This is a genomic window from Pseudomonas sp. PSE1(2024) (assembly GCF_050990555.1).
Lineage (GTDB): Bacteria > Pseudomonadota > Gammaproteobacteria > Pseudomonadales > Pseudomonadaceae > Aquipseudomonas > Aquipseudomonas aphyarum.
Window position 1 is genome coordinate 4,026,114 of record NZ_CP158967.1, and the last position, 12,774, is coordinate 4,038,887.

Consider the following 12,774-nt stretch of genomic DNA (forward strand, 5'->3'; position numbering starts at 1 on the left):
CGCTTCATGCACCGTCCATTGCATTTGGATCAGGGTATCGAATCAGTCGCGTACCGGGCCAGGGGCCAGGACTTCGCGGGAACCGTTGGTGTTCATCGACGTCACGACCCCGGCCATTTCCATGGCTTCGATCATGCGCGCGGCACGGTTGTAGCCGATCTTCAGCTTGCGCTGTACAGCGGAGATGGAGGCACGGCGGCTTTCCAGTACGAACTGCACGGCTTCGTCATACAGCGCGTCGGCTTCCGGATCGTCGCCGTCACCGCCGCCGCTGCTGCCTTCGAAACCACTGCCCGCCTCTTCGACACCGTTGAGGATGTCGTCGTTGTATTCCGGCGCGCCGCGCAGTTTCCAGGCTTCCACCACCCGGTGAACTTCATCGTCGGACACGAAGGCGCCGTGAACCCGGATCGGCAGGCTGGTGCCCGGCGGCATGTAGAGCATGTCACCGTGGCCGAGCAGTTGTTCGGCGCCGCCCTGGTCGATGATGGTCCGGGAGTCGATTTTGCTGGATACCTGGAACGCCATCCGAGTCGGGATGTTGGCCTTGATCAGGCCGGTGATCACGTCCACCGACGGCCGCTGGGTCGCGAGGATCAGGTGGATACCGGCCGCACGCGCCTTCTGCGCGATACGGGCGATCAGTTCTTCTACCTTCTTGCCGACGATCATCATCATGTCGGCGAATTCGTCCACGACCACGACGATGGTCGGCAGCTTCTGCAGCAGCGGCGCTTCGTCGTGGATGCTTTCGCGTTTGTACAGCGGATCGCTCAGCGGCTCGCCGGCGTCCTGGGCTTCCTTGACCTTGGCGTTGAAGCCGGACAGGTTTCGTACACCCATCTTCGCCATCAGTTTGTAGCGACGCTCCATCTCGGCAACGCTCCAGCGCAGGGCGTTGGCGGCGTCTTTCATGTCGGTCACGACCGGACACAGCAGGTGCGGAATGCCTTCGTAGATCGACAGCTCGAGCATTTTCGGGTCGATCATGATCAGCTTGGCGTCGTCCGGGCCAGACTTGAACAGGATCGACAGGATCATCGCGTTCACGCCCACCGACTTACCGGAGCCGGTGGTACCGGCCACCAGTAGGTGAGGCATCTTCGCAAGGTCAGTGATGACCGGCTTGCCGCCAATATCGTGGCCCAGGGCCAGGGTGACCGGCGATTTGAAGTTGTCGTACTCGGGCGTCGACAGCACTTCGGAGAAGCGCACGATCTGCCGGTCTTCGTTGGGAATCTCGATACCGACCGTAGTCTTGCCCGGAATCACTTCGACCACCCGTACGCTGGTCACGGCCAGCGAACGTGCAAGGTCTTTCGCCAGGTTGGCGATACGGCTGACCTTCACACCCGCAGCAGGCTGGATTTCGTAACGGGTAATGACTGGACCGGGGTGAATCGAATCCACGGTGACTTCGACGCCGAATTCCTTGAGCTTGATCTCCAGCAAGTGGCCGACCGCCGCCAGGGATTCGGGCGAATAATTGAGTTGTTTCTTTTCTGCAGGATCGAGGATCGAGATCGGCGGCAAGGTGCCTTCCACGGCGCTGTCGACGAACAACGGCACCTGCTTCTCTTTCTGCACGCGCTTGCTTGGCTCCGGCGCCTTGACCGGGGCCGGCGCGATGACCGGCGGAACCTGTTTCTCGCGCTCGGACATGTGCTTGCTCAGAGCCTGTTCGCGCTCGATCAGACGCTCCTTGACCTTGGCCTGCTCGCGCTTGTCGGTGACCGTCGGTGCAACCACGTCATGCACGCGATCGTCGACTTCACGCAGTTGCGCGACCAGTTGCTTGCGCTCGGTACGCGCCGACCACCAGCGGTTGACCGCGCCCTGGAACAGTTCGAACAGGTCGAGGGTGATCTTGCCGGTGATGTCCATCACCTTGAACCACGACAGGTCGGTGAACACCGTCAGGCCGAACAGGAACAGTGCGATGAACAGCAACGTGCTGCCCTGAATGTTCAGGGCATTGCGGGCCAGATCACCAAGGCTTTCGCCCAGCGCACCACCGGCGCCAGCGGGCAAACCAGTGGCAGCATGGAAATGGATGTGCGCCAGCGCAGCGCCGGACAACACCAGGAACACCAGACCGATCAGGCGCCAGGAAAACAGCCAGCCGCTCCACTGCCACGGTTCGTGACGCTGACGGAAGATCTGATACGCCTTGATCGCCAGCAACAACGGGAAGATGTAGGCGAAGTAACCCAGCACCATGAACAGGATGTCGGCGCTGTAGGAACCGGCCGGGCCGCCGAAGTTCTGCACGTCGTCGATCTTGCTGTTGTGGCTCCAGCCCGGATCGTCCTTGCCGTAGGTCAGCAACGCCATCATCAGGAACAGGCACAAGGCGCCGATGGCGATCAATGCACCTTCCTTGAGCCGGTAGTGCAACTGTTGGCGCCAGAGCGGAACGACTGTTTTTGGTGCTTCCGTGGATTTCTTCAAAACGCTTCTTTTCCTGCGCCAGAGGCGCGTCCATCTATTGAATGACGATAAAAAACTGCCCAATCCAGGCAGGTAAAAAAATTGACGGGCGCAACGGAGACTACTTTTAACACTGCGCCCCGCCTTTTATAAACACGGCACGCGGCGAATATTCTGTAACAGCCCGGCATTGTACGGGTTTGCGCGTTCGATGCCATGCTTCCAGGCCCCAGGTTCAAGCATAGCCAAACGCACAACACCCGGCGTTCAATTTGAGCATGCATTACCTTTTGTGACAAAGGCTTATGAGGTGTATTTGATGAACGTAGCGAAGCATTCGCGCCTTATCTCCCCTGAGCGCCACACATTGGCATCGGCAACCTTGCCCGCACCGGTGCAACGCCCGATTACGACCGCATCCGGATGCTCAAGTTGCAGCTACGCAAAAGCCGCACTGCAACGGAGGACATTCGCGTCATTTCCCGGCACACTTTACCGCGGGCCCAGCGCCCACCGCCCTCCCCTTCTGCAAGCCTGGACGCCATGCTGACTTGGTTACAACGCAATTCACTGATTTTCCCGCCACTGGAAAAGGCCATGCGCGATCCCAACGGATTGCTGGCGGCCGGTGGTGACCTTTCCGCCGATCGCTTGATCCAGGCTTATCGTCACGGCTGCTTTCCATGGTTTTCCGAAGGTCAGCCGATTCTCTGGTGGTCGCCGGATCCGCGCACCGTGCTTTTTCCCGACGAACTGCACGTCTCGCGCAGCCTCGGCAAATTGATGCGCAAACAGCGTTATCAAGTGACCTTCGATCAGGATTTCGACGCCGTAATCCACGCCTGCGCCGCTCCCCGGGAATACGCCGATGGCACCTGGATCACCGAAGCGATGCAGGACGCCTATATCGAATTGCATCGACGCGGCTTTGCCCATTCGGTGGAAGTCTGGGATGAGGGCGAACTGGTCGGCGGCCTGTACGGCCTGGCGATGGGGCAACTGTTCTTCGGCGAGTCGATGTTCAGCCGCGCGGACAATGCTTCCAAGTACGGCTTTGCCACGCTGGTGCAACATCTGAAAGAAGCGGGTTTCGTGCTGATCGACTGCCAGATGCCGACCGACCACCTTCACAGCCTTGGCGCCCGGGCGATTTCCCGCTCTGCATTCGCTGAATATCTGGCCCGACACCTCGATCAACCCAATCACGCGACCTGGGTTTGCTGAGCGACTTTTGCGCGCGTGGCTTACACTTAATTCACCAGCTTACCCTTGAGGGTTGATCATGACCGAGTTGGCGCGGTTGAAGTTTTATGCCACTCAGCCTCACTCTTGCAGTTATCTGCCCGAGGAACAGGCGACGACCCTGTTTCTCGATCCGAGCCAGCCCATGGATGTGCATGTCTACGCAGACCTGTCAGAAATGGGCTTTCGTCGCAGCGGCGATCACCTGTACCGCCCGCATTGCCAGAACTGCAATGCCTGCGTGCCTGCGCGCATTCCTGTGGCGCAGTTCAACCCCAACCGGCAGCAGAAACGCATTTTCAAGCGCAACATCGATTTGCAGGTGCGCCCGGTCAAGCCGGCGTTCAGCGAAGAGTACTTCGACCTCTATCAGCGCTACATCGAACAGCGCCATGCCGACGGCGACATGTACCCGCCGAGCCGCGATCAATTCTCGACTTTTCTGGTACGCGACCTGCCCTTCTCACGCTTCTACGAGTTCCGGCTCGACGGACGGTTGCTCGCAGTTGCCGTGACCGATCTGCTGCCCAACGGCCTGTCGGCGGTCTACACCTTTTACGAACCGCAGGAAGAACGCCGCAGCCTTGGGCGCTACGCGATCCTCTGGCAAATCGCCGAAGCCCAGCGCCTGGGGCTTGAGGCGGTGTACCTGGGTTACTGGATCAAAAACTGCAAAAAGATGAGCTACAAGACCCAATATCGGCCTATCGAACTGCTGATCAATCAGCGCTGGGTCATCCTGAACTAAACGCAAACCCTAAACCCCTTGGCGTAAACCCCATTTTTCGGGCACAATGCACGCCGCTTTTGCCTGGCGCAGTTGCACCGGGCCATTCATTGGATACCGAGGGCTTTACTGCATGTCGAAAGAAGACAGCTTCGAAATGGAAGGCACTGTCGTCGACACCCTGCCCAACACCATGTTTCGTGTGGAGTTGGAAAATGGGCACGTCGTAACCGCGCATATTTCCGGCAAGATGCGCAAGAACTACATTCGTATTCTTACCGGTGACAAAGTGCGCGTCGAGCTGACGCCCTATGACTTGAGCAAAGGGCGTATTACTTACCGCGCTCGCTAATCAAGTCAATACAAGACGCCCGGCATTTGCCGGGCGTTTTTGTTTGTCTGGGTTTTGGGTTTGTGCTTGAGTTTTGGGGGTATATCCGTTGCTTCGGGAGCTGCCGCTGGCGGTTTCGCTCTTACAGCGAGTCACTTTTGACAAACGCCTCAAAAGTAACCAAAAAGTCTACGCCCCGGCGTACGGCACTTCGCTTAGGCTCAGTGTTCCCTCGCTACGGTGTCCATCAGGGGGCATCGCCTACGGTTTGCTTCGCTGCACCTCCTCTCGATGTATGCGGCTTCGCCGCACGGCGCTACGCGCCTACCCCCTGATGGACACCTCCGCTCGGCCTGCCGAAGGGGCAAAAAATCAAAATCAAAAGCCAAAGCAAAAGCCAGATCAAGAGCCCCCGCTCCTCACCACGCAACACGATGAGCGTTAGCTCGAGTACCGCTTTTGATCGCAGGGCCCGTCGGCAGGCTGAGTGGAGGGATTGATCCGGGGGTGGGAGCGCAGCGACCGTGCGGCGCAGCCGCATGCATCGAGAGGAGGTGCAGCGAAGCAAACCGTAGGCGATGCCCCCGGATCAATCACGGAGCGAAGGAACCCCGAGCCTCAGCGAGGGGCCGTACGTCAGGGTTAGAGACTTTTTGGTTACTTTTGGGGCGTTTGCCAAAAGTGACCCGCCGTAAGGGCGGAACCCTAAGAAGCCGTTACCGCAACAACGGATATTCACACCAAACAAACAGACAATAAAAAGGCGCCCGAAGGCGCCTTTTCACTTCCCGGCCATCAAGCCATTTCTGCGGTGGTCTCGAAGTCAAACGTCAACTCACCATCCTTGATGTCGATGTGAACCACACCGCCATGCTCGGCCAGCTCGCCAAACAGAATCTCCTCCGCCAGCGGACGCTTGATCTTGTCCTGGATCAGACGCGCCATCGGACGAGCGCCCATGGCCGAATCGTAACCACCGGCCGCCAGCCAACTGCGCGCCGCATCGGTGACTTCCAGAAGCACACGCTTGTCTTCCAGCTGCGCCTGAAGCTCGGTAAGGAACTTGTCCACCACGCTTTTGATGACCTCGTGACTGAGGCGACCAAACTGAATGATGGTATCCAGACGGTTGCGGAATTCCGGCGTGAAGCTCTTCTTGATCACTTCCATCGCATCGGACGAGTGGTCCTGATGGGTGAAACCGATCGAAGCACGCGCCGCCGTTTCAGCACCGGCGTTGGTGGTCATGATCACGATCACGTTGCGGAAGTCCGCCTTGCGCCCGTTGTTGTCGGTCAGCGTGCCGTGGTCCATCACCTGCAGCAGCAGGTTGAAGACTTCCGGATGCGCCTTCTCGATTTCATCGAGCAACAATACGCAATGCGGTTGCTTGGTGATCGCTTCGGTCAACAGACCGCCCTGGTCGAAACCGACATAACCCGGAGGCGCACCGATCAGACGCGATACGGTGTGGCGCTCCATGTACTCGGACATGTCGAAGCGAACCAGTTCAATCCCCAGCGCCTTGGCCAATTGACGCGCGGCTTCGGTTTTACCGACACCGGTCGGCCCTGCGAACAGGAACGAACCGACAGGTTTGTCAGGCGACTTGAGACCGGCACGGGACAGTTTGATCGCAGTCGACAGCGAATCGATCGCCGCGTCCTGACCAAACACCGTCAGCTTCAGGTCGCGCTCGAGGTTACGCAGCAGTTCCTTGTCGGAGCTGGTGACGTGCTTCGGCGGAATCCGCGCGATTTTCGCAACGATGTCCTCGACCTCAGGCACTTCGATGCGTTTCACACGCTTCTCGACCGGTTGCAGACGCTGGTAGGCACCCGCCTCGTCGATCACATCGATGGCCTTGTCCGGCATGTGCCGGTCATTGATGTAGCGCGAAGCCAGTTCCGCAGCGGCGCGCAGCGACTCATCGCTGTATTCGATGTTGTGATGCTGCTCGAAACGCCCTTTCAGGCCACGCAGAATACCGATGGTATCTTCCACCGACGGCTCGACGACATCGACCTTCTGGAAGCGACGTGCCAGGGCACGGTCTTTTTCGAAGATGCCACGGAATTCCTGGAACGTGGTCGAGCCGATGCAGCGAATGTCGCCAGACGACAGCAGCGGTTTGAGCAGGTTCGAGGCATCCATGACGCCACCGGACGCAGCACCCGCACCGATGATGGTGTGGATCTCGTCGATGAACAGGATCGCCTGCGGACGTTTTTTCAGTTCGTTGAGCAGCGCCTTGAAGCGCTTCTCGAAATCACCACGATACTTGGTGCCCGCGAGCAGAGCGCCCAGATCAAGGGAATAAACGACGCTGTTGGCCAGCAGGTCCGGCACCTGGTTGTCGACAATACGCTTGGCCAGGCCTTCGGCAATCGCGGTTTTACCCACGCCAGCCTCGCCTACCAGCAGCGGATTGTTCTTGCGACGGCGCGCGAGAATCTGCGCGACACGCTCGACTTCCGTTTCACGCCCGACCAGCGGATCGATCCGGCCCTGGCGTGCGAGTTCGTTGAGGTTGCTGGCATAAGCGTCCAGCGGATTGCCTGAAGAAGAAGACTCACCGCCCTCGTCGTCCTGCATATCTTGTTCACCTTCAGAGTGATCGCCATGCCCCGGCACTTTGGAAATGCCGTGAGCGATATAGTTGACGACATCAATGCGTGCAACGCTCTGCTGTTTCAGCAGGAACACCGCCTGACTCTCTTGCTCACTGAAGATTGCAACCAGCACGTTGGCGCCAGTCACTTCGCGCTTGCCCGAGCTCTGCACATGAAAGACAGCACGTTGCAGCACACGCTGGAAGCCCAGGGTTGGCTGGGTTTCGCGATCCTCGTCATGGACGGGGATCAGTGGCGTGGTGGAGTCGATGAACTCCTGCAGGTCGTGCTTGAGTTTGTCGAGGTTTGCGCCGCAGGCACGCAATACGGTGGCGGCAGCCTCATTGTCCAATAGGGCCAGCAGCAGGTGTTCGACGGTCATGAATTCATGACGTTTCGAACGTGCCTCCTTGAAGGCAAGATTGAGGGTGACTTCGAGCTCGCGGTTTAACATAGCTTCACCTCATACCCAAGTGGTCGGCGATTAACCGTCCTTCTCGATTTCACAGAGTAGCGGATGCTGGCTTTCCCTGGCGTACTGGTTGACCTGCATGGCCTTTGTCTCGGCGATGTCGCGGGTAAACACTCCACATACTGCCCGCCCTTCTGTGTGGACGGCCAGCATGACCTTGGTCGCCAGCTCGCGATTCAGGTTAAAAAACACCTCGAGCACTTCGACGACGAAATCCATCGGTGTGTAGTCATCATTAAACAAAACCACCTTGTACATCGGCGGCGCCTGTAACGCAGGCTTTGCTTCCTGAACAGCAACGCCTGCCGAATCGTCGTCGTGCTCCTGTGGAAGATCCTTTTGGAGAAGCGGGCGATCCTGATTGAATGTTAGTCGAATCTGGCTGATTGCATGCATGGAAAGAAAGGTTCGTCAGTTGTGCAAATACAGTGGTGGGGGCGGCTTGACACGTTTTCAACTCCGACTGCCCGGTCACCTTGACTATCGGGAAAACGGTGTTACAACCAATAGAACCCACAGTGGGGAAAAAAGATCCGCGGAGTCAATCTTTTTAACGGATTCGACTGCGGATGAATTGGATGATACTCCAGCGATGGAGACTGTTGCAGAGGGATTTGAGCATGGCTGTCGGCAAGGTGAAATGGTTCAACAATGCCAAGGGGTTCGGTTTCATAAACACCGACTCCCGCGAGGGGAAGGACGAGGACGGCAAGGAGATCGATTTCTTTGCCCATTTTTCCGCCATCAAGATGGACGGATACAAAACCCTCAAAGCCGGGCAAATCGTCAAATTCGATATCATGCAAGGCCCTAAAGGCCTGCACGCCACAAATATTCAGAATGTCGAAGCCGCAAAAGATGCCGCCTCGGCAGCCGCTCAGCACCAGTCAGTGACCAGCTGAAGCGACCCGAACACCTGCCAGAAAACAAACCGCCCGGCTCGAGTAATCGAGCCGGGCGGTTTCGTTGCAGCTGCCGTTCTTACATGTGCTTGATCAGCGCTTCACCGAAGCCCGAAGAAGACACCAGTGTGGCGCCTTCCATCAGACGTTCGAAGTCGTAGGTCACGGTCTTGGCCTTGATGGCGCCATTGGTGCCCTTGATGATCAGGTCGGCCGCCTCGGTCCAGCCCAGGTGACGCAGCATCATCTCCGCCGACAGGATCACCGAACCCGGGTTGACCTGGTCCTTGCCGGCATATTTTGGCGCAGTACCGTGAGTCGCCTCGAACATGGCCACGGTGTCGGACAGGTTGGCACCCGGCGCGATACCGATACCGCCCACTTCCGCCGCCAGGGCGTCGGACAGGTAGTCACCGTTGAGGTTGAGGGTGGCGATCACGTCGTATTCGGCCGGACGCAGCAGGATCTGCTGGAGCATGGCGTCGGCGATGGCGTCCTTGACGACGACTTCACGGCCGGTTTTCGGGTTCTTGAACTTCATCCATGGGCCGCCATCGAGCAGCTCGGCACCGAATTCTTCCTTCGCCACCTCGTAGCCCCAGTCCTTGAAAGCACCTTCGGTGAATTTCATGATGTTGCCCTTGTGCACGATGGTCAGCGACTTGCGATCGTTGTCCACCACGTATTGCAGGGCCTTGCGCACCAGACGCTTGGTGCCTTCTTTCGAAACCGGCTTGATACCGATGCCGCAGTCCTGGTCGAAACGGATCTTGGTGACGCCCATTTCTTCTTTCAGGAATTTGATGACCTTGGTGGCCTCTGGGGAGCCGGCCTTCCATTCGATACCGGCATAAATGTCTTCGGAATTCTCGCGAAAGATCACCATGTCGACGTCGCCAGGCTTCTTAACCGGGCTCGGCACGCCTTCGAACCACACCACAGGGCGCAGGCAGACATAGAGATCGAGCTGTTGGCGCAGGGCCACGTTGAGGGAACGGATGCCGCCACCGACCGGGGTGGTCAGCGGACCCTTGATGGAAACCACGTAATCCTTGACGGCGTCCAGGGTTTCCTGGGGCAGCCAGGTGTCCTGGTCATAAACCTGAGTTGCTTTTTCGCCAGCATAAACCTCCATCCAGGAAATCTTGCGCTTGCCCCCGTAGGCTTTTTCTACGGCAGCATCAACCACTTTGATCATCACAGGGCTGACGTCGACGCCAATGCCGTCACCTTCAATGAAGGGAATGATCGGGTTATCAGGGACATTGAGAGAATGGTCTGCGTTGACGGTGATTTTGTCGCCGACGGCTGGAACCTGAATCTTCTTGTAACCCATGCTGAACTCCATTGTTTGGATTGAACATCTGGCTTGGTTCGAGCGTAACCCAGTTGAATCAACACGCAAACCCTCTGTTCCGGGCGCGGCCACATCTCGTTTCGTACAAGCCTGAAAGCAAAGGGAAAAGCGCCAATCTCAAGCATTCACGGCGACTCTACGCCCCACCCCGCCCTGCGACCTTTAGACCAATGGACGAGAATCGTTGCATATGAACCATCGGCAGATTGCCAGCTACCTATGTATAATGCCGCCCGCTGACCAAAGGGTCACGACGGCTGGCCTCTCTAGCACGAGACTTTCCGCCTGATTGGTCGGGTTGTTACCGCAGTCCGACTGCTTGACGCTCTACTGATGCACCCAACATCACCGCGAAGATTCTCGACATTCGGTTCATGGATGACTTTGAACGAACGCGCTTACCCGGCGCCCCTCGAGTTTCTGCGCACGCTTTAGCAAAGAAGAGAGAGTTAATCCGAATATGCCCACCCGCTCGAAGATCATCTATACCTTCACCGACGAAGCTCCAGCCCTCGCCACCTATTCCCTGCTGCCGATCATCGAGGCTTACACCGCCTCGGCCGATATCGCCGTGGAAACCCGCGATATCTCTCTTGCAGCACGTATTCTGGCCAGCTTCCCCGAGCAACTGGGCGACAAAGCCGTAGCCGACCACCTCGCCGAACTGGGCGACCTGGCCGTTACGCCTGAAGCCAACATCATCAAGCTGCCGAACATCAGCGCCTCGGTTCCGCAACTGCAAGCCGCGATCAAAGAACTGCAAGCCCAGGGCTACAACCTGCCGGACTACCCGGAAACCGTGACCAGCGACGCCGACAAAGATGCCAAGGCGCGTTACGACAAGGTCAAGGGCAGCGCCGTGAACCCGGTCCTGCGTGAAGGCAACTCCGACCGTCGCGCGCCGCTGTCGGTCAAGAACTACGCTCGCAAGCACCCGCACAAAATGGGCGCCTGGGCCAAGGACTCCAAGTCCCACGTCGCTCACATGAGCACCGGCGATTTCTACGGCAGCGAAAAAGCTGCCCTGATCGACGCCGCTGACGCCGTGAAGATCGAGCTGATCGCCAAAGACGGCACCGCTACCGTCCTGAAAGAAAAAACCACCGTTCAGGCGGGCGAGATCCTCGACTGCTCCGTGATGAGCAAAAAGGCCCTGCGCGCATTCATCGCCGCTGAGATCGACAGCGCCAAGCAACAAGGCGTGCTGCTGTCGGTTCACCTGAAAGCCACCATGATGAAGGTCTCCGACCCGATCATGTTCGGCCAGATCGTTGCCGAGTTCTACAAGGACGCCCTGACCAAGCACGCCGACGTGCTGGCCGAGATCGGCTTCAACCTGAACAACGGCATCGGCGACCTGTACGCCCGCATCAAATCCCTGCCGGCCGAGCAGCAAGCCCAGATCGAAGCTGACGTGCAAGCGGTCTACGCCGTTCGTCCGTCGCTGGCGATGGTCAACTCCGACAAAGGCATCACCAACCTGCACGTGCCGAGCGACGTTATCGTCGACGCCTCGATGCCGGCCATGATCCGTGACTCCGGCAAGATGTGGGGCACCGACGGCCAGCTGCACGACACCAAGGCTGTGATCCCGGATCGCTGCTACGCCACCATCTACCAGGCCGTGATCGAAGATTGCAAAGCCAATGGTGCTTTCGATCCGACCACCATGGGCAGCGTGCCAAACGTTGGCCTGATGGCTAAAAAGGCCGAAGAATACGGCTCCCACGACAAGACCTTCCAGATCAAGGCCGACGGCGTGGTTCGCGTGACCGACAGCAAAGGCACCCTGCTGATGGAACAGGCTGTTGAAGCCGGCGACATCTTCCGCATGTGCCAGACCAAAGACGCGTCGATCCAGGACTGGGTCAAACTGGCCGTCAACCGCGCTCGTGCAAGCGCAACTCCAGCCATTTTCTGGCTGGACCCGATGCGCGCCCACGACGGCGTGGTGATCGAGAAGGTTCAGGCTTACCTGAAAGATCACGACACCGCTGGTCTGGACATCCAGATCATGGCGCCGGTCGATGCCATGAAATACACCCTGCAGCGCACCCGCGAAGGCAAGGACACCATTTCGGTGACCGGCAACGTACTGCGTGACTACCTGACCGACCTGTTCCCGATCATGGAACTGGGCACCAGCGCCAAGATGCTGTCGATCGTGCCGCTGATGAACGGCGGTGGCCTGTTCGAAACCGGCGCTGGCGGTTCGGCTCCGAAGCACGTGCAGCAACTGGTCGAAGAGAACTTCCTGCGCTGGGATTCGCTGGGTGAATTCCTGGCCCTGGCCGCTTCTCTCGAGCACCTGGGTGTGAACTACAACAACCCGAAAGCGCTGGTTCTGTCCAAGACCCTGGACCAGGCCACCGGCCAGTTCCTCGACAACAACAAGTCGCCATCGCGCAAAGTCGGCAACATCGACAACCGCGGCAGCCACTTCTACCTGGCAATGTACTGGGCACAAGCCCTGGCCGCCCAGACCGAAGACGCTGCACTGCAAGCGCAGTTCGCGACTCTGGCCAAGACCCTGACCGAGAACGAAGCGACCATCGTCGCCGAGCTCAACGCCGTTCAAGGCAAGCCAGTGGACATCGGCGGTTACTACCACGCCAATGCCGAGCTGATCAGCAAGGCCATGCGCCCAAGCGCAACCCTCAACGCGGCCATCGCTGCGCTGGTATAAGGTTGTAAAGGGAAC

General features: G+C 58.5%; 9 protein-coding genes. 5 read left to right on the forward strand and 4 right to left on the reverse strand.

Translation table 11 applies throughout. The features are described from left to right. Positions 1-42: 42 nt before the first annotated feature. A complete protein-coding gene (locus ABTV87_RS18245) occupies positions 43-2,451 on the reverse strand; it encodes a DNA translocase FtsK (protein WP_045121862.1) in 2,409 nt (802 codons plus the stop codon). 522 nt (positions 2,452-2,973) lie between these two features. Here ABTV87_RS18245 and aat point away from each other — a divergent pair. The 3 genes from aat to infA all read left to right on the forward strand — a co-directional run bounded on the left by aat (position 2,974) and on the right by infA (position 4,751). Next, the gene (gene aat, locus ABTV87_RS18250; RefSeq protein ID WP_433898074.1) at positions 2,974-3,654 is read left to right on the forward strand and encodes a leucyl/phenylalanyl-tRNA--protein transferase; all 681 of its coding nucleotides are present in this window, start codon (positions 2,974-2,976) and stop codon (positions 3,652-3,654) included. A gap of 58 nt (positions 3,655-3,712) precedes the next feature. After that, positions 3,713-4,420, forward strand: a complete 708-nt coding sequence (locus ABTV87_RS18255) for an arginyltransferase (protein WP_221533695.1) — start codon at positions 3,713-3,715, stop codon at positions 4,418-4,420. Between the two features lie 112 nt (positions 4,421-4,532). Beyond that, positions 4,533-4,751, forward strand: a complete 219-nt coding sequence (gene infA, locus ABTV87_RS18260; RefSeq protein WP_002553999.1) for a translation initiation factor IF-1 — start codon at positions 4,533-4,535, stop codon at positions 4,749-4,751. Between the two features lie 774 nt (positions 4,752-5,525). On the opposite strand, the gene clpA is transcribed toward infA, so the two are convergent. After that, positions 5,526-7,796 (reverse strand): ATP-dependent Clp protease ATP-binding subunit ClpA, encoded by a 2,271-nt coding sequence (clpA, locus tag ABTV87_RS18265; protein WP_007951436.1) that lies wholly within the window; start codon positions 7,794-7,796, stop codon positions 5,526-5,528. A 30-nt stretch (positions 7,797-7,826) separates the two neighbouring features. Beyond that, on the reverse strand, positions 7,827-8,210 hold the full coding sequence (gene clpS / locus ABTV87_RS18270) for an ATP-dependent Clp protease adapter ClpS (protein ID WP_011334948.1): 384 nt from the start codon (positions 8,208-8,210) through the stop codon (positions 7,827-7,829). Between the two features lie 224 nt (positions 8,211-8,434). Between clpS and ABTV87_RS18275 the strand changes: the two genes are divergently transcribed. Next, entirely contained in the window at positions 8,435-8,716 is a 282-nt protein-coding gene (locus ABTV87_RS18275; protein ID WP_433898075.1) for a cold shock domain-containing protein, read from the forward strand. A 79-nt stretch (positions 8,717-8,795) separates the two neighbouring features. Here ABTV87_RS18275 and icd read toward each other — a convergent pair whose 3' ends face one another. Then, positions 8,796-10,052 (reverse strand): NADP-dependent isocitrate dehydrogenase, encoded by a 1,257-nt coding sequence (gene icd / locus ABTV87_RS18280; protein WP_007951441.1) that lies wholly within the window; start codon positions 10,050-10,052, stop codon positions 8,796-8,798. 481 nt (positions 10,053-10,533) lie between these two features. On the opposite strand from icd, the gene ABTV87_RS18285 reads away from it, so the two are divergent. Continuing rightward, the gene (locus ABTV87_RS18285) at positions 10,534-12,759 is read left to right on the forward strand and encodes an NADP-dependent isocitrate dehydrogenase (protein ID WP_433898076.1); all 2,226 of its coding nucleotides are present in this window, start codon (positions 10,534-10,536) and stop codon (positions 12,757-12,759) included. The last annotated feature ends 15 nt before the right edge of the window (positions 12,760-12,774 follow it).

Excerpts from the sequence above, each read along its gene's own strand:
- ABTV87_RS18275 (WP_433898075.1), top strand. The coding sequence starts at position 8,435 with ATGGCTGTCGGCAAGGTGAAATGGTTCAACAATGCCAAGGGGTTCGGT.
- clpS (WP_011334948.1), bottom strand. The coding sequence starts at position 8,210 with ATGCATGCAATCAGCCAGATTCGACTAACATTCAATCAGGATCGCCCG.
- clpA (WP_007951436.1), bottom strand. The coding sequence starts at position 7,796 with ATGTTAAACCGCGAGCTCGAAGTCACCCTCAATCTTGCCTTCAAGGAG.
- infA (WP_002553999.1), top strand. The coding sequence starts at position 4,533 with ATGTCGAAAGAAGACAGCTTCGAAATGGAAGGCACTGTCGTCGACACC.
- aat (WP_433898074.1), top strand. The coding sequence starts at position 2,974 with ATGCTGACTTGGTTACAACGCAATTCACTGATTTTCCCGCCACTGGAA.
- ABTV87_RS18255 (WP_221533695.1), top strand. The coding sequence starts at position 3,713 with ATGACCGAGTTGGCGCGGTTGAAGTTTTATGCCACTCAGCCTCACTCT.
- icd (WP_007951441.1), bottom strand. The coding sequence starts at position 10,052 with ATGGGTTACAAGAAGATTCAGGTTCCAGCCGTCGGCGACAAAATCACC.
- ABTV87_RS18285 (WP_433898076.1), top strand. The coding sequence starts at position 10,534 with ATGCCCACCCGCTCGAAGATCATCTATACCTTCACCGACGAAGCTCCA.